The sequence below is a fragment of the Streptomyces sp. DH24 genome, from assembly GCF_029813775.1.
Lineage (GTDB): Bacteria > Actinomycetota > Actinomycetes > Streptomycetales > Streptomycetaceae > Streptomyces.
In genome coordinates this window covers 61,911-79,259 of the sequence record NZ_JARVKW010000028.1, presented here as the reverse complement: position 1 = coordinate 79,259, position 17,349 = coordinate 61,911, and the positions used below count along the sequence as shown (strand labels likewise).

14 protein-coding genes are annotated in these 17,349 nt (G+C 73.8%); 3 read left to right on the top strand and 11 right to left on the bottom strand.

Translation table 11 applies throughout. The annotated features are described in order from the left end of the window. Positions 1–14 precede the first annotated feature (14 nt). The gene (locus tag QC282_RS22200) at positions 15–953 is read right to left on the bottom strand and encodes an alpha/beta hydrolase (RefSeq protein ID WP_279551308.1); all 939 of its coding nucleotides are present in this window, start codon (positions 951–953) and stop codon (positions 15–17) included. Positions 954–1,594: 641 nt separating this feature from the next. After that, complete coding sequence (locus tag QC282_RS22195) at positions 1,595–2,287, bottom strand: metal-dependent transcriptional regulator (RefSeq protein WP_004000347.1); 693 nt, start codon at positions 2,285–2,287, stop codon at positions 1,595–1,597. Between the two features lie 261 nt (positions 2,288–2,548). Between QC282_RS22195 and QC282_RS22190 the strand changes: the two genes are divergently transcribed. Both QC282_RS22190 and QC282_RS22185 read left to right on the top strand, forming a co-directional pair. Then, entirely contained in the window at positions 2,549–3,304 is a 756-nt protein-coding gene (locus QC282_RS22190; protein WP_279551289.1) for an SIS domain-containing protein, read from the top strand. A gap of 160 nt (positions 3,305–3,464) precedes the next feature. Further along, positions 3,465–4,898: a PAS domain-containing protein gene (locus tag QC282_RS22185; protein WP_279551288.1), complete on the top strand. Its 1,434-nt coding sequence runs from the start codon at positions 3,465–3,467 to the stop codon at positions 4,896–4,898. 453 nt (positions 4,899–5,351) lie between these two features. Here QC282_RS22185 and QC282_RS22180 read toward each other — a convergent pair whose 3' ends face one another. Then, positions 5,352–6,452, bottom strand: coding sequence for a citrate synthase 2 (locus QC282_RS22180; protein ID WP_279551287.1), 1,101 nt, complete (start codon positions 6,450–6,452; stop codon positions 5,352–5,354). Between the two features lie 308 nt (positions 6,453–6,760). Between QC282_RS22180 and pdxH the strand changes: the two genes are divergently transcribed. Further along, positions 6,761–7,456: a pyridoxamine 5'-phosphate oxidase gene (gene pdxH / locus QC282_RS22175; RefSeq protein WP_279551286.1), complete on the top strand. Its 696-nt coding sequence runs from the start codon at positions 6,761–6,763 to the stop codon at positions 7,454–7,456. 117 nt (positions 7,457–7,573) lie between these two features. Here pdxH and QC282_RS22170 read toward each other — a convergent pair whose 3' ends face one another. The 8 genes from QC282_RS22170 to QC282_RS22135 all read right to left on the bottom strand — a co-directional run bounded on the left by QC282_RS22170 (position 7,574) and on the right by QC282_RS22135 (position 17,323). Further along, the gene (locus QC282_RS22170; RefSeq protein ID WP_279551285.1) at positions 7,574–8,191 is read right to left on the bottom strand and encodes a TetR/AcrR family transcriptional regulator; all 618 of its coding nucleotides are present in this window, start codon (positions 8,189–8,191) and stop codon (positions 7,574–7,576) included. Further along, positions 8,179–8,916, bottom strand: a complete 738-nt coding sequence (locus QC282_RS22165; RefSeq protein WP_279551284.1) for an enoyl-CoA hydratase family protein — start codon at positions 8,914–8,916, stop codon at positions 8,179–8,181. The genes QC282_RS22170 and QC282_RS22165 overlap by 13 nt, the downstream gene beginning before the upstream one ends. Before the next feature lie 89 nt (positions 8,917–9,005). Then, the gene (locus QC282_RS22160; protein ID WP_279551283.1) at positions 9,006–10,166 is read right to left on the bottom strand and encodes an acyl-CoA dehydrogenase; all 1,161 of its coding nucleotides are present in this window, start codon (positions 10,164–10,166) and stop codon (positions 9,006–9,008) included. Positions 10,167–10,229: 63 nt separating this feature from the next. After that, positions 10,230–12,068, bottom strand: coding sequence for a biotin carboxylase N-terminal domain-containing protein (locus QC282_RS22155; protein ID WP_279551282.1), 1,839 nt, complete (start codon positions 12,066–12,068; stop codon positions 10,230–10,232). Between the two features lie 11 nt (positions 12,069–12,079). Beyond that, entirely contained in the window at positions 12,080–13,678 is a 1,599-nt protein-coding gene (locus tag QC282_RS22150) for an acyl-CoA carboxylase subunit beta (protein WP_279551281.1), read from the bottom strand. Then, entirely contained in the window at positions 13,675–15,369 is a 1,695-nt protein-coding gene (locus tag QC282_RS22145) for a DUF1446 domain-containing protein (RefSeq protein WP_279551280.1), read from the bottom strand. The genes QC282_RS22150 and QC282_RS22145 overlap by 4 nt, the downstream gene beginning before the upstream one ends. Further along, complete coding sequence (locus QC282_RS22140) at positions 15,366–16,160, bottom strand: TIGR03084 family metal-binding protein (protein WP_279551279.1); 795 nt, start codon at positions 16,158–16,160, stop codon at positions 15,366–15,368. The genes QC282_RS22145 and QC282_RS22140 overlap by 4 nt, the downstream gene beginning before the upstream one ends. A gap of 176 nt (positions 16,161–16,336) precedes the next feature. Beyond that, positions 16,337–17,323, bottom strand: coding sequence for a DMT family transporter (locus tag QC282_RS22135; protein ID WP_279551278.1), 987 nt, complete (start codon positions 17,321–17,323; stop codon positions 16,337–16,339). Between the last annotated feature and the right edge of the window lie 26 nt (positions 17,324–17,349).

Genomic DNA, 17,349 nt, shown 5'->3' with positions numbered 1-17,349 from the left:
GCGCGTGCCCGGCGTCACCGCACCGCGCACGCCTCCAGGAACGGTTCGATCGCCGCGCGCCACGCCTCCGGCTGGTCGTAGTGCACGAGGTGGCCGGCCTCGGCGACCTCCGCGTACTGGCCCCGGGGCAGCACCCGCACCATCTCCTGCGCCTCGGCGCGGCCCAGCTCGCCGTCGAGGCCGCGCACCACCAGGGCGGGGCAGCGGACCTGCGCCAGCTCCTCCCAGTGCGCGTCGTAGACCCACGTCTCGCGCGACCTGAGCATCTGGTCCGGCTCGAAGACGGGCCGCCAGCCGTCCGTGGACTCGGACATCACCTCGGCGTAGAACTCGCCGCGGGACGGATGGGGCCGCTCCACCCAGGGATCGTCCCCGCCGAACCACTTGCGGACGTCCGCGAGGGTGGCGAAGGGCACCGGCCACGCCCTGAACCAGTCGGCCCACTCCCGCTGCGAGGCGGCGCCGAGCGCGGAGGCCCGCATGTCGCAGATGACCACGCCGCGCACCAGGTCGGGGCGTTTCGCGGCGAGCTGCCAGGCGGTCAGCGCGCCCATCGCGTGCCCGATGAGGACGGCCGGGCCGAGGCCGAGCTGTTCGAGGGCGGCCTCGGCGTCCTCGACGTACGCCTCCCTGGTGAAGGCGGCGTCCGGGGGCTTGTCGCTCTGGCCGTGGCCGCGCTGGTCGAGGGCGACCGCGCGGTGCCGCTCCGAGAGCCAGCGGGCCGTGGACGCCCAGTGCGAGGCGCGTCCCATCAGCCCGTGCAGCAACAGCACGCCGGGCGCGCTCTGCCCGCCGGGCGGACCGCCGGCCCGTGCCGTGTCCGGTGTGTGCTGCCCCGCGCCCGGTGTTCCGTCGTCCGTGTCCGTCGCCGGGTCGGTCTTGGGAGGGTCGCCGAACTCCCAGGCCGCCAGGCGGACGCCGCCCGCCCCCGTCACGTCGATGCGCCGCATCATTGGTTCTGGCACCCCCCAAGCTCCGCGTGGACCGCTCGCTCCGTCGAGCCGGACGGTCCGGTGAACCGTGTCCTGCCTGCCGTGCCCTTCTGCCGTCCGGCGGCTGCGCGGCGCGCGTCCCGCTGGGCCTGCCACCCCCAGGTTATCGAACGGTCATTCGAAAATGCCGCCTCGGCGGGCAACACCCCTCGTTCGAGTGACCCCCGTCAAGGAATGATCGCCTCCGCCACGGGGAGACCTTCAGCGGGAGGCGGACCACTCGGGGAAAGAGGTCCGAAGGGGATGACCCTGGGAGCTCGGGGCTCCGGGTCAGCACAGGGGAGGACAGGCCCCGGCGCCGCACGGCGCCGGGGCCCTCCGCGTCTTCTGTGCCTGCTGTGCCTGCTGTGCCTGCTGTGCATTGTGCGGAGTCCGCGTGTCTCCGGTTCCGGCACATCATCCCCGCCCCCTCCCGGCCGGACGGCGGCACCGTGACGGACGAACCGTCAGGTCCCACGCCCACGCGACAGCGTCGCACGCGCGGCGCCGGAGCGCTGCGGTTCGACGTACTGGATCTTCGATTCGGCGAGATCGCAACGGCGCGCGACTGACACACCGTCACCGCCGCCCGGCGGCCCCCACCGCCGGACCCGGAACGGCGCTCAGCGCTTGGCGACGAACACGTGCGACGCGACGTCCGCCTCCAGCTCGGCCGCCTCGCCGCCGCTGCCCACGAGCACCCCGCCCGCCGACTCCGTCACGCTGACCACCGAGCCGGGCTGCACGCCCGCCCTGCGCAGCGTGTACATCAGCTGCGCGTCCGTCTGGATCGGCTCGCCGATCCGGCGCACGACGACCGTCTTGCCCTCCACGCCCGGGTCGAGGTCGGCGAGCGACACCATGCCCTCGTCCAGGAACGGGTCGGCGCCGTCCTTCTCGCCCAGCTCCTCCAGGCCCGGGATGGGATTGCCGTACGGCGACTCGGTCGGGTGCCGCAGCAGCTCCAGCACACGCCGCTCGACCGCCTCGCTCATCACGTGCTCCCAGCGGCACGCCTCGGCGTGGACCTGCTCCCACTCCAGACCGATCACGTCGACGAGCAGGCACTCCGCGAGGCGGTGCTTGCGCATCACGCGCGTGGCCAGCCGCCGGCCCTCGTCCGTGAGCTCCAGGTGCCGGTCGCTGGCGACGGACACCAGGCCGTCCCGCTCCATCCGCGCCACCGTCTGGCTCACCGTCGGGCCGCTCTGGTCGAGCCGCTCGGCGATCCGGGCGCGCATGGGGACCACACCTTCCTCCTCCAGCTCGAGGATGGTGCGGAGATACATCTCCGTGGTGTCGATCAGTCCGGACATACGTGCCCCTCGATTGAGATCTGCCGGAGGCTCGGCGGCTCCGGCGTGTGCGCTGGCCCTGGACTCAATTCTGACGCATACCGCCGACAACCGTGCCTCGGCGGCGAAAGGCGGGGCCCGCCGGGCGGCGACCGGCGTGGCCCACGGCGCCCGGACGGCGCGGGCCGCCCGCCCGCGCCGGTGCCCGCGCGGTCGTATTGACACCGTACTGGTCCAGACCGCACCGTGATCCGCGACGCAGCCGCACCGAAGGGGCCCCGCATGAGCGACCGCAAGCCGGCACGCCAGTTCCTCGACGCCGCGATCGGCCTGCTCGAACGAGTGCGGGACGAGGAGGGCGAGGCCGTCGAGGCGGCCGGCACGCTCCTCGCCGACACCGTCGAGTCCGGCGGGCGGCTCTTCGCGTTCGGCGCCGGGCACTCCTCCCTCCCCGCGCAGGACGTCGTCTACCGGGCCGGCGGCCTCGCCCTGATGAACCTGCTGGCCGTGCCCGGCGTCGTCGGCGTGGACGTCATGCCGGCCACCCTCGGCTCCGCCCTCGAACGCGTCGACGGCCTCGCGAGCGCCGTGCTGGACACCTCGCCGGTCCGCGCGGGCGACGCCCTGGTGATCATCTCGCTGTCGGGGCGCAACGCCCTGCCCGTGGAGATGGCGATGAACGCCCGCGCGCTCGGCGTGAAGGTCATCGGCGTGACCTCCGTCGCGTACGCCACGGAGACGAAGTCCCGGCACGTCTCGGGGACGTACCTGAAGGACCACTGCGACGTCGTCCTCGACTCCAAGATCGCGGTCGGCGACGCGGAACTCACCCTCGACACCGTCCCGGCGCCCTTCGCCCCGGCCTCCACGGTCGTCACCTCGGCCCTCATGCAGGCCGTCGTGGCGACGGCGGCCGGGGTACTCGCCGACCGCGGCATCGAGCCGCCGCTGCTCCGCTCGGGCAACGTGGACGGCGGCCACGACTGGAACGGCCGCGTGATGGAGCAGTACCGGGACCGGATCTTCTACCGGCGCTGACGCCCGCGACGACCCCCAACGGGCGTCGCCTTTCGGACGTACAACGATTCCCCGGAATCTTGCCGGAACCCGATGTGCGTTGAGTCACGTTCAAGTTGAATGATTGCAAGTATGCGAACCGACGCGCCGTACGAACGGACGCAGCCTGCAGGGGGTCCAGGTGAGTGCTTCCCGGCGTAGTGGGACCACGGACGAGCTGGGGCCCGGCGAGTCCGAGCCGCCCGAGCGGGACGGCGCGGACCTGCTCGCCGCGCTCCTCGACGGGATGGACGCGGCCCTGTGCGCCTTCGACGCCGACGGCGTCGTCACCCACTGGAACCGGGAGGCGGAGCGGATCCTCGGCTGGACCGCCGCCGAGGCGGTGGGCCGGGAGGGCCTCACCGGGTGGGCGGTGCGCAGCGCCGACGCCGAAGAGGTCCAGGGCCGCCTGATGTCCGCCATGAACGCGCCGGGGCGGCAGGTGCACGAGTTCGCCCTGCTGACCAAGGACGGCGGCCGGGTGCTCGTGCGGACCCAGTCGGCGGCCGTGCGCGGCCCGGACGGCAAACCGGCCGGGCTGTACTGCGCCTTCAGCGAGGTGCACACGCAGATCGACCTGGAGCGGTCCATAGCCCTCAGCGAGGCCCTGTTCGAGGACGCGTCGTGGGGTGTCGTGCTGGTCGACGCCGATCTGCGGCCCGCCGTCGTCAACGCGCACGCCGCCCGCGCCCTGGGCGTCGGCCGTACGTCCGTACTGGGCCGCCCCCTCGGTGAGCTGCTCGCGCAGGGCGTCGAGGAGCTGGAGAGCGCGCTCACGCACGTCCTGGCGGAGGGCGCGCCGCCCGCGCCGGCCGACATCTGGGTGAGCGTGCGCACGCCGGAGGGCGACAAACGGCGCTGCTGGTGCTGCGGCTTCGTGCGGCTGGCGTCGCCGCTCGCGGAGGAGCCGGTGCCGCTCGGCGTCGGCTGGCTGTTCCAGGACGTCACCGAGGCCAAGCAGAGCACGCAGGAGGCGTCGCTGCTGCGCTTCCGCACCAACCAGCTGCACCGTGCCGCGCGGGCCGCCGCCGAGTGCGAGAGCCCCGTCGAGGCGGCGACCGTCCACCTGGACTTCGCGCTGGCCGGTTTCGCCGACCACGCCGTCGTGGACCGCGTGCTGGGCGATCCGGCGGACGAGGACGCCTCCGAGGCGGTGCGCCTGGTACGGGTCATGGCGACACCCTCGGGCGCGCCCGGACCGAGCGCGCTGGGCGGCGCCGCGGGGCTGCCCGCGCGGTACGCCCCGGGGCATCCGGCGCTGCAGTGCGTGGCGCGCTCCGGGTCGGTGCGCGCGAGCGCCGGGTCCGTGCCGGCGGAGCGGGCGCGCGCGTGGGCGCTGGCCCGGCAGTGGCCGGCGGACACGGTGCACGCCCTGTGCGCGGTGCTGCGCAGCAGGGGCCGCACACTCGGCGCCGTGACGTTTCTGCGCGGCGCGGGCCGGAACTCCTTCGAACGCTCCGACACGGCCTACGCCGAGGACGTCGCCGCCCGCATCGCCGCGGCGCTGGACCTGTCGGCGGCGCTGAAGGACACGGACGGGAACCCGAACACGGGCACGGGCACGGACCCGGAGTAAGGAAACGGAGTAAGGAACCGGACGCGGGCGACGGACGCGGCCCCGGTGACGGCGCCGCGCCGGTGACCGCCCTGGTGACCGCGCCGGTGACCGCGCCGCCCCGCCGCGTCCGCCCATCCGTCACGTCCGCCGCGTCGGTCGCCGGTGCCGTGTCCCGGTCCGCCTGGTCGTGAAAAAGCACTTGAACGGACGGAGCGCTGCTTCTTAGTGTGGGCAGCACTTCGGAAAGGAGGTGGTTCGGCAGATGTATGCATACCGGACGGAAGAGGTGACCGCGGGCTAGCGTCCGTCGTCGTACTCGGTTCGGCGCCGGACCAGCGTGTGCCAGTCACGCGCAGCCGGCCAATCCAACGCAGTCACCCGACCCGCGGGCTGCCGGTACGTCCGGCCGGCTCCTCCTTGAGGAACCCAGCCCGCGGGTCGCTGCGTTTTCCGGTGGCGATGTCCCGCCTGTCAGCCGGCGATGTCCTCGTAGCCCTCGATCTCGCGCGGGTCGCGCGAGCCGGGGCCGACATAGCGGGCGGACGGGCGGACCAGGCGGCCGGTGCGCTTCTGCTCCAGGATGTGCGCGGACCAGCCGGCCGTGCGGGCGCAGGTGAACATCGACGTGAACATGTGCGCCGGGACCTCGGCGAAGTCCAGGACGATCGCCGCCCAGAACTCCACGTTGGTGGCGAGGACACGGTCGGGGCGGCGGCTGTGCAGTTCGTTCAGCGCCGCCTTCTCCAGGGCCTCGGCGATCTCGTAGCGCGGGGCGCCCAGCTCGCGGGCCGTGCGGCGCAGCACCCGGGCGCGCGGGTCCTCGGCGCGGTAGACGCGGTGGCCGAAGCCCATCAGGCGCTCGCCGCGGTCGAGGGCCTGCTTGACGTAGGCCTCGGCGTCGCCGGTGCGCTCGATCTCCTCGATCATGCCGAGGACGCGGGAGGGGGCGCCGCCGTGCAGCGGGCCGGACATGGCGCCGACGGCACCGGAGAGGGCGGCGGCCACGTCGGCGCCCGTGGAGGCGATGACCCGCGCCGTGAAGGTGGAGGCGTTCATGCCGTGCTCGGCGGCGCTGGTCCAGTAGGCGTCGACGGCGGCGACGTGCTTGGGGTCGGGCTCGCCCCGCCAGCGGATCATGAAGCGCTCGACGACGGACTCGGCCTTGTCGATCTCGCTCTGCGGGACCATGGGCAGGCCCTGGCCGCGGGCGGACTGGGCGACGTAGGACAGGGCCATGACGGCGGCGCGGGCGAGGTCCTCGCGGGCCTGCGCCTCGTCGATGTCCAGCAGGGGTTTCAGGCCCCACACCGGCGCGAGCATGGCGAGGGCCGACTGGACGTCCACGCGGATGTCGCCGGAGTGGACGGGGATCGGGAACGGCTCGGCGGGCGGCAGGCCGGGGTTGAAGGCGCCGTCGACGAGCAGGCCCCAGACGTTTCCGAAGGAGACGTGGCCGACGAGGTCCTCGATGTCGACGCCCCGGTAACGCAGGGCGCCGCCCTCCTTGTCCGGCTCGGCAATCTCCGTCTCGAACGCGACGACTCCTTCGAGCCCGGGTACGAAGTCGGACATCAGGCGGCTCCTCGTGATGTGTGCGACAGATGGTGTTGTGGGGCTGGGGCGACCATGTGTCAGGCAGTGGTGAAGTGGCGGTCGTCCGGGGGATCCACGGCCGTGACGGCTCGCGGTCCTGGACGTCACCCCAGTGATGCCCCGTACGGTCGGCGGTCACCCAACCGCATCGGCCTCCTCACGATATTCCCTCAGTGCCACCCTTGTGCAGGGGTCGCGGCACTGAGTGCCACTCAGTGACGAAGGCCACCGGATGCCGGGGGGACGGACGGCCACGGTGTGGACATCTTCCCTGGGGCGGCTTTCGCATGCGGCAAGATGACGGCGTGACCCACCGAGACTCCTCCCACACCGTCCCCTTCGACCTCGCGTCGATGCGCAAGCAGTACCGGGCCGAAGGGCTCCTGGAGTCCGAGCTGGCCGCGTCGCCCGTGGAGCAGTTCGCGCGCTGGTTCCGGCAGGCCGCGACGGAGGGCGGACTGTTCGAACCGAACGCGATGGTGGTGTCGACGGCGGACGCGCAGGGGCGGACGAGCTCCCGCACGGTGCTGCTGAAGCACTTCGACGAGCAGGGCTTCGTCTTCTACACGAACTACGACTCCCGCAAGGGCCGTGACCTGGCCGAGAACCCGTACGTGTCACTGCTGTTCCCGTGGCATCCGATGGCCCGGCAGGTCGTCGTGACGGGCACGGCGCGGCGCACCGGCCGGGACGAGACGGCGGCGTACTTCCGGACGCGTCCGCACGGCTCGCAGCTGGGGGCGTGGGCCAGCGCCCAGTCGTCGGTGATCGCGGACCGTGCCGACCTGGACGCGGCGTACGAAGGGCTGGCGGCGCGCTATCCGGAGGGTGAGCAGGTGCCGGTGCCGCCGCACTGGGGCGGCTTCCGGGTGGTCCCGGACGCGGTGGAGTTCTGGCAGGGCCGCGAGAACCGGCTGCACGACCGCCTGCGGTACGTGGCGGAGCCGGACGGCGGCTGGCGGGTGGAGCGGCTCAGCCCCTGAGGGCGTGACCGCGCAACCCCGAAGACCCGCACCACCCCGCCCGCGAAGGCTCAGCCCTTGAGGGCGTGACCGCGCATCGCGGCCGGGCGTCCCGGCCGATGCGCCCGCCGGTGCGCCTCAGGACAGCGCGTCGTCCAGCAGGGCCGCCCACTGGGTGACCACGCGCTCGCGGCGCGCGGTGTCGTCGGTGAGCAGATTGGCCAGGCCCAGGCCGCGGGCCATGTCCAGAAGGCCCTGGACGGTCTCCCGGGCTCCGGGGCGGGACTCGTCGGCGCCGAGCAGTTCCACCGCTATCCGGTGGGTCTCGCGGCCGACGCGCGCTTCGAGCTCGGCGACGCGGGGGCCGAGCTGGTCCTCGTTGGAGGCGGCGACCCACAGGTGGAGCGCGGCGCGGAACAGCGGCCCGGTGTAGAGGTCGACGAGGGCGGCGACGACGGCCCGGCGGTCCTGGGCGGTGCCCTCGGGGAAGAGGGCCCGCAGGGCGACGGAGCGCTCCTCGGCGACGTACTCGACGGCCGCGGTGAACAGGTCCTCGCGGGTCGGGAAGTGGTGCTGCGCCGCGCCCCGGGACACGCCGGCCCGCTCCGCGACGACGGAGACCGTGGAGCCCGCCCAGCCGTGTTCGGCGAGGCAGGCCACGGCGGCTTCCAGGAGGCGCTGCCGGGTGGCCCGGCTGCGGTCCTGCTTGGGAACGCGTTCGCCGGGGACGCGTTCGTCCGTGCTCACAGCACCCATGCGGGGTCCCGTCGTTCTAGGAAGGCCGTCATTCCCTCGCGGGCGTCGGCGGAGCCGAACAGCCGGGCGGAGAGCCTGGTGAGCTCGTCCGCCTCCCGGTCGAAGGTCTCCAGCACCTTAGCCGTGAGAAGGGCCTTCGTCGCGGCGAGGGCCTGCGGGGCGGCTCTGCGCAGGCCGTCGAGGACCGGGGCGAGGACGGCGTCGACGTCGTCCCCGGCCGCCGTGAGCAGGCCGATGCGGGCGGCCTCGGCCGCGTCGAAGCGTTCACCGGTGAGGTAGTAGCGCGAGAGGGCGCGCGGGTCGGTGCGCGGCAGGAGCGGCAGGGAGATGACGGCGGGCGCCACGCCGATGCGCACCTCGGTGAAGGCGAAGCTCGCGCCGGTGGAGGCGGCGGAGATGTCGCAGGCGGCGAGCAGGCCGAGGCCGCCGGCGCGGACGTGGCCGGTGACGCGCGCGACGACGGGTTTGCGCAGCTCGGCGATCTGCCGCAGCAGCGCGACGAGGGCCTTCGGGTCGGGCGGGTCGCGCAGGTCGGCCCCGGCGCTGAAGGTGTTGCCGCTGTGGGTGAGGACGACGGCCCGTACGGCGTCGTCGGTGCCGCTCCGGTCCAGCGCTGCGGCGAGTTCGCCGACGAGGGCGGCCGACAGGGCGTTGCGGTTGTGCGCCGAGTCGAGGGTGAGGGTGGTGATGCCGCGGTCGTGCGCGGCCGGGACGAGGGTCGTCATGTGAGCTCCCTGAGCTGTCGCCTTCGGAACATCGGTTCCTCCTCGCACACCGTTGTGCTCGTCGGTACGGCTCGGTACGGCCGTCGGGCTCAGTACGACTTGGGCAGGCCCAGGGTCTGGTGGGAGACGTAGTTCAGGATCATCTCCCGGCTCACCGGGGCGATACGGGCCACGCGCGCGCCGGTGATCAGCGAGGCGAGCCCGAACTCGCGCGTCAGGCCGTTCCCGCCGAGGGTGTGCACGGCCTGGTCGACGGCCTTCACGCAGGCCTCCCCCGCCGCGTACTTGGCCATGTTGGCGGCCTCGCCCGCGCCGGCGTCGTCCCCCGCGTCGTACAGGTGTGCCGCCTTTTGCATCATCAGGCGGGCCAGCTCCAGGTCTATGTGGGCCTGGGCGAGGGGGTGGGCGATGGCCTGGTGGGCGCCGATGGGGGCCTTCCAGACGGTGCGCTCGCGCGCGTACTCGACGGCCCGGGACAGGGCGTAGCGGCCCATTCCGATGCCGAAGGCGGCCGTCATGATCCGCTCGGGGTTGAGGCCGGCGAACAGTTGCAGCAGCCCGGCGTCCTCGTCGCCCACGAGCGCGTCGGCGGGCAGGCGCACGTCGTCCAGGACGAGCTCGAACTGCTTCTCGGCGGCGTGGATCTCCATGTCGATGGGGTGCCGCCGGAAGCCCTCGGCGTCGCGCGGGACGATGAACAGGCAGGGCTTGAGGCTGCCCGTGCGGGCGTCCTCGGTGCGGCCGACGATGAGCGTGGCGTCGGCGTGGTCGACTCCGGAGACGAACACCTTGCGGCCGGTCAGCAGCCAGTCGGCGCCGTCCCGGCGGGCGGTGGTGGTGATGCGGTGGCTGTTGGAGCCGGCGTCCGGCTCGGTGATGCCGAAGGCCATGGTGCGGCTGCCGTCCGCCAGGGCGGGCAGCCACGTCCGCTTCTGCTCCTCGGTGCCGAAGCGGGAGATGACCGTGCCGCAGATCGCCGGTGAGACGACCATCATCAGCAGGGGGCAGCCCGCGGCGCCGAGCTCCTCCAGGACGATGGAGAGTTCGGCGATGCCGCCGCCTCCGCCGCCGTACTCCTCGGGGAGGTTGACGCCGAGGTGGCCGAGCTTGGCGGCCTCCCGCCACAGCTCGTCGGGCTGGCCGCCCGCCTCCACCGTCCTCAGCATGTACGCGCGGCCGTAGCGTGCGCCGAGGGCGGCGACCGCGCTGCGCAGTGCCTTGTGCTCTTCGGTTTCGACGAGGGTGGTCATGGGGCTCCTTCGGATCGCGGTGGCGTGCGGCTTTCGTGGCTGGTCGCGCGGTATCCCGCGCTGCTAGGTCTCCTGCACCACCGCGAGCAACATGCCGGGCTCGACCTGTTGTCCCGGCTCGATGTGCAGGGCGGTGAGCACTCCCGTCACCGGAGCCGAAATGCGGTGCTGCATCTTCATCGCTTCGAGCCACAGCAACGGTTCACCGGCCGTCACGGCGGACCCGGCCGTCAGGCCGTCGGCGACGCGGACGACCGTGCCGGGCATCGGCGCCAGCAGGGAGCCGGGGGCGAGGTGGGCGGTGGGGTCGGGGAAGCGGGGCAGGGCGGTGAGGGCGGTGGCGTTGACGTACACCTGGTCGCCGTAGCGGGCGACGGCGAACTTGCGGCGCACGCCGTCGGTCTCCAGCACCACGAGGGACGCGTCGGCGCGGACGACGCGCACGCCGTCGGCCGCCAGGCCCTCGCGGGTGTGCCGGTAGCGGACCTCGTGTTCCTCGCCGTTCATGGCGTACCGCTTGACCTGCGGCTGCGACGGCACGTTGCGCCAGCCGCCGAAGCGTGACCGGCCGTGGGCGTCGGCGAGGGCGGCGGCCAGCGGGGCGTACGGGTCCGGCGCGGGCTCGGTGAGGGCGGCGAGGTGGCGGTCGTAGAAGCCGGTGTCCATGCGGCCGGAGGTGAACTCCTCGTGCCGCAGGGAGCGCACGAGCAGGTCCCGGTTGGTGACCGGCCCGTGGATGACGGCCCGTTCGAGGGCGCCGGCGAGGCCGCGGACGGCCTCCGCGCGCGTGGGCGCGTGCGCGACGGCCTTGGCGATCATCGGGTCGTAGTGGACGCCGATGCCGTCGCCGTCCGTGAAACCGGTGTCGAGGCGGACCCCGGGAACGTCGAGGCGGTGCAGCCTGCCGGTCTGCGGGGCCCAGCCGTTGGCGGGGTCCTCGGCGTAGAGGCGGGCCTCGACGGCGTGGCCACGCGCGCGTGGCGGTTCGGCTTCGAGGGCGTGGCCCTCGGCGACGCGGAGCTGGAGGGCGACCAGGTCGACGCCGAAGACGGCCTCGGTGACGGGGTGTTCGACCTGGAGGCGGGTGTTCATCTCCAGGAAGTGCGCCCGGCCGCCGGCGACCAGGAACTCGACCGTGCCGGCGCCCACGTAGTCGACGGCGCGGGCGGCGCGGACGGCGAGCGCGTACAGCTCGTCGGTCAGCTGCTCGCTGAGGCCGGGCGCCGGGGCCTCCTCGACGACCTTCTGGTGGCGGCGCTGGAGGGAGCAGTCGCGGGTGCCGAGCGTCCACACGGTGCCGTGCGTGTCGGCGAGGACCTGCACCTCGACGTGCCGGCCGCCCTCGATGTACGGCTCGACGAAGACCTCGCCGTCGCCGAAGGCGTTCGCCGCCTCCTCGCGCGCGGCGGCCAGTTCGGCGTCGAGGTCCGCCAGGCGGCGGACGATCCGCATGCCGCGTCCGCCGCCGCCCGCCGCGGCCTTCACCAGGACGGGCAGGTCGGCCTCGGTGACCTGGCCCATCGGCTTGAGGCCCATCAGCTCCCTGGCGCGGGTCTTGGACGCCATGGCCTCGATCGCCTCGGGCGGCGGCCCGATCCAGACCAGGCCCGCGTCGCGCACGGCACGCGCGAAACCGGCGTTCTCGGAGAGGAAGCCGTAGCCGGGGTGCACGGCGTCCGCGCCGGCCGCGAGCGCCGCCTGCACGACGAGGTCACCGCGCAGATAGGTCTCGCCGGGCGCCGCTCCGGGCAGTCGTACGCACGTGTCCGCCACGCGCGCGTGCAGGGCGTCCGCGTCGGCGTCCGAGTGCACGGCGACCGTCCGGATGCCCAGCTCACGGCAGGTGCGGAAGACGCGGCAGGCGATCTCGCCGCGGTTGGCGACGAGGACAGAAGTGATCACTGGAAGGCCCCTCACATCCGGAAGACGCCGAAGCCGCCCCGCGCGCCCTCGAAGGGGGCGGTGTGGATGGCGGACAGGCACAGGCCGAGGACGGTGCGGGTGTCGCGCGGGTCGATGACGCCGTCGTCGTACAGCCGCCCCGACAGGAACATCGGCAGGGACTCGGACTCGATCTGCTGCTCCACCATGGCGCGCAGCGCCGCGTCGGCCTCGTCGTCGTAGGGCTGCCCCTTGGCGGCGGCCGACTGGCGGGCGACGATCGACAGGACGCCCGCGAGCTGCTGCGGGCCCATGACGGCCGACTTGGCGCTCGGCCAGGCGAACAGGAAGCGCGGGTCGTAGGCCCGTCCGCACATGCCGTAGTGCCCGGCGCCGTAGGAGGCGCCCATCAGGACGGACAGGTGGGGCACCCTGGAATTGCTGACGGCGTTGATCATCATGGCGCCGTGCTTGATGATGCCGCCCTGCTCGTACTCCTTGCCGACCATGTAGCCGGTGGTGTTGTGCAGGAACAGCAACGGGATGTCGCGCTGGTTGGCGAGCTGGATGAACTGGGCGGCCTTCTGCGACTCCTCGCTGAACAGCACGCCCCGCGCGTTGGCGAGCACCCCGACGGGATAGCCGTGCAGGCTCGCCCAGCCGGTGGTCAGGCTCGTCCCGTACAGCGGCTTGAACTCGTCGAAGTCGGAGCCGTCGACGATCCGGGCGATCACCTCGCGCGGGTCGAAGGGCGTGCGCAGGTCGCCGGGGACGACGCCGAGCAGTTCGTCCGGGTCGTACGTGGGCGGCTCGGCCGGGGCCGGATCGGCGTACGCCTTGCGGTGGTTGAGGCGGGCGACGACGCGGCGCGCCTGCCGCAGGGCGTCCCGCTCGTCCAGGGCGAAGTGGTCGGCGAGGCCGGAGGTGCGGGCGTGCATCTCGGCGCCGCCGAGCGACTCGTCGTCGCTCTCCTCGCCGGTGGCCATCCTGACCAGCGGCGGGCCGCCGAGGAACACCTTCGCGCGTTCCTTGACCATGATCACGTGGTCGGACATGCCGGGGATGTACGCGCCCCCTGCCGTGGAGTTGCCGAACACGACGGCGACGGTCGGGATGCCGGCCGCCGACAGCCGCGTGAGGTCGCGGAAGACGGCGCCGCCGGGAATGAAGATCTCCTTCTGCGACGGCAGGTCGGCGCCCCCGGACTCCACCAGGCTGATGCAGGGCAGCCGGTTGGCGAGCGCGATGTCGTTGGCCCGCAGCGCCTTCTTCAGGCTCCACGGGTTGGACGCGCCGCCGCGCACGGTCGGATCGTTCGCGGTGATCAGGCACTCCACGCCCTCGACGACGCCGATGCCGGTGACGAGCGAGGCGCCCACGGCGTAGTCGCTGCCCCAGGCTGCCAGCGGCGACAGTTCCAGGAAGGGCGTGTCGGGGTCGAGCAGCAGCTCGATCCGCTCCCGGGCGAGCAGCTTGCCGCGCCCGCGGTGCCGCTCCACGTACTTCGGGCCGCCGCCCGCGAGGGCCTTGGCGTGCTCGGCGTCGAGTTCGGCGAGCCTGGCGAGCATGGCCTCGCGGTTGGCCCGGTATTCGGGGTCGGCCGGGTCCAGGGCCGAGGACAGGACGGTCACAGCAGGGCCTCCGGGATGTCCAGGTGGCGGGAGCGCAGCCATTCGCCGAGCGCCTTGGCCTGCGGGTCGAAACGGTGCTGGGCGGCGACACCGGCGCCGAGGATGCCCCCGACGACGAAGTTGAGGGCCCGCAACCGCGGCAGCGCATGGCGGACGACGGGCAGTTCGCGGGTTTCGGGGACGAGCTCCCGGAACCGTTCGACGGTCAGCTCGTGCGCGAGCCACCGCCAGGTGTGCTCGCTCCGCACCCACACGCCGACGTTGGCGTCCCCGCCCTTGTCGCCGCTGCGGGCCCCGGCGACGAGACCGAGCGGGGCGCGCCGGGTGGGTCCGCCGGGGAGCGGCGCGGGCGGCTCCGGTTCCGGTACGTCCACCAGGTCACGGGTGCTGCCGGGCGGCGGCACCCTCACGCGGCTGCCGTCGGGCAGGACGGCGACGTGCTCCACGGCGCCCTGCGCGACCTGGGCGGCCTCGAACACGCCGTACGGGCTGCCCTTGCCCGGCGGGGCGGTCACGTGGAACCCGGGGATGCTGGCCAGCGCGAGCTCGACGGCCGCCCCGCTCAGTGCCCGTCCGACGACGGCCTGGTCGGGGTCGCGCGCGACGAGCCGCAGCAGCGCGCTGGCGGTCTCCTCGGTGGGCGCGTCGGGCCGGTCGGTGCGGACCAGGTCCCACCGCACCTCGGCGGGCGGCGACGTGGCGAGCGCGTCGGTCATCTGCTGCCGCACCAGCGCGGCCTTGGCCTCGATGTCGAGGCCGGTGAGGACGAAGGTGACCTCGTTGCGGAAGCCGCCGAGCCGGTTGAGGCCGACCTTGAGGGTCGGGGGCGGGGCCTCGCCGCGCACGCCGTCGACGCGCACCCGGTCGGGCCCTTCCTGGCTGAGCCGTACGGTGTCGAGGCGGGCGGTGACGTCGGGCCCGGCGTACCGGGCCCCGCCGGTCTCGTACAGCAGCTGGGCGGTGACGGTGCCGACGTCGACGAAGCCGCCGGTGCCGGGGTGCTTGGTGATGACGCAGGTGCCGTCCTCGTGGATCTCGGCGAGGGGGAAACCGGGCCGCCGCAGGCCGGGCCCGCCCTCGGTGAAGAACGCGTAGTTGCCGCCGGTGGCCTGCGTCCCGCACTCCAGGACGTGCCCGGCGACGACCGCGCCCGCGAGCCGGTCGTGGTCGTCCGCCGACCAGCCGAAGTGGGCGGCGGCGGGCCCGCTGACGAGGGCCGCGTCGGTCACCCGGCCGGTGACGACGACGTCCGCGCCGGCACGCAGGCACGCGGCGATCCCGAAGCCGCCGAGGTAGGCGTGCGCGGCGAGGGTGCCGGGGTGGGCGCCGGTGAGATCGTCGCCCTCGACGTGCGCGACGCGCAGCGGGACGCCGATCCGGTCGGCCAGCTTCCGTATCCGGTCGGCGAGTCCGGCGGGGTTCAGCCCACCGGCGTTGCTGACGATCCGGACGCGCCGCTCGTGGGCGAGCCCGAGGCATTGCTCCAGTTGCCGCAGGAAGGTGCGGGCGTATCCGGCGGACGGGTCCTTGAGGCGGTCGCGGCCCAGGATGAGCATGGTCAGCTCGGCGAGGTAGTCGCCGGTCAGGACGTCCAGGTCGCCGCCGGTGAGCATCTCGCGCATGGCGTCGAAGCGGTCGCCGTAGAAGCCGGACGCGTTGCCGATGCGCAGGGGCGGTGCGGCGGCGGTCACCGGGCGTCGCCCTTCGCCGCGCGTCCGGCGCCGGGCGGTCCCGCGAACGCCTGCGCGATGCCGAGCCAGCGCTCCGCGTCGGCGCCCTCGGCCCGTACGGCGAGGTCGGCGCGGTGCGCGCGCTGGGTGACGAGGAGGCAGAAGTCGAGGGCGGGTCCGGTGACGCGCTCGGGTGCGTCGTCGGGCCCGTACGTCCACATCTCGCCCGCGGGTCCGGTCAGTTCGACGCGGAACTCACCGGCGGGCGGCGTGAGTCCGTGGACGTGGAAGGCGTAGTCCCGCGCCCGGACGCCGATGCGCGCGATGTGCCGGAGGCGGGCGGTGGGTGGGGGTGCGACGCCGAGTGCGTCGGCGACGTCCAGGCCGTGGGCCCAGGTCTCCATGAGCCGGGCGGTGGCCATCGAGGCGGCCGACATGGGCGGGCCGTACCAGGGGAAGCGGGCGCCGGGCGGGGCGGCGCGCAGCGCCTTCTCCAGGGCGGCGCGCCCGGTGCGCCAGGTCTCCAGCAACCGCGGGGGCGCGAGCCGGGCACCTTCTTCGGCGCCCTCGTCGACGTAGCTGTCCGGTGCGGCGAGGGCCTTCTCGACCAGTGCGCGGAAGTGTTCCTCGTCCGTGACGGCCGCCAGGGCCGAACGGTCGGTCCACGCGAGGTGGGCGATCTGGTGCGCGATGCTCCAGCGCGGTGCGGGGGTGGCGAGGGCCCACTGCTCGGGCGGGAGACCGGCCACGAGCCGGTCCAGTTCCTCGCTCTCCTCGCGCAGATCGTCGATCACGGGCGTCGGATCAGCCACGGTGGCGCTCCCTCGGGGCACGACGGTGTGCGGGGCGGTGTGGTGAGGAGCATGGCACCGGCGCCATAAACAATCAAGCATGCTTGCATGATTTTGGAGAGGGATCGGGGCCGCCTCGGGTGACCACGAAGCGGGCCCTCGCGGTCACCCGCCCGCGAGGGCCCGCGTCGACGCCCTTACGCCGTGGGCGTCGACCCCGGCACCGGGACCTTCGCCTTCGCGTCCCTCCGGGAACGGCCGCCCACCTGCGTCCGCATCGCGCCCATGCTCGCCACGACGACCAGGGCGATGGCCAGGGCCTGCACCGGCTCCAGGGCCTGGCTGAGGACCAGGAAGCCGGCCGTCGCGGCGAGGGCCGGTTCCAGGCTCATCAGGATCGCGAAGGTCGAGGCGGGCAGGCGGCGCAGCGCCAGGAGTTCGAGGGTGTACGGCAGGACCGAGGACAGCAGCGCCACCGCCGCGCCCAGCGCGATCGTCGTCGGGTCGGTGAGCTTCGGGCCCGACTCGGCGATGCCCAGCGGCAGGCACAGCACGGCCGCCACCGCCATCGCCAGCGCCAGCCCGTCGGCCTGCGGGAACCGCCGCCCCGTGCGCGCGCTGAAGATGATGTACGCCGCCCACATGGCGCCGGCCCCCAGCGCGAAGGCGACGCCCACCGGGTCGAGGCTGCCGAACCCTCCGCCGCCGAGCAGGAACACGCCCGCGAGGGCGAGGGCCGCCCACAGCACGTTGATCGCGCGGCGGGAGGCGAGGACGGAGAGGGCCAGCGGGCCGAGGACTTCGAGCGTGACCGCCGGGCCCAGCGGGATGCGGGCGACGGCCTGGTAGAAGAGGGCGTTCATCGCACCCATGGCGACGCCGAAGACGACGACCGTGGTCCAGTCGGCGCGCGAGTGGCCGCGCAGCCGGGGCCGGCAGACCAGCATCAGCACGACCGCCGACACCAGCAGCCGCAGCGTGACGACGCCCAGGGCGCCCGCCCTCGGCATCAGGCTCACGGCCAGCGCGCCGCCGAACTGGACCGATATCCCGCCGGCCAGCACCAGGCCCACGGGGCCCAGCGAACCCCGGCGGCCCGGCGCACCGGAGGGGTCCGGGCCGTGGTCCGCCGCGGGAGCGGCCGAGGCCGGGGTGGACGGGGTGGCGGCGCTGGGGGTGGTCACGGGGCCTTCCAAGGACTCGGCGTTCG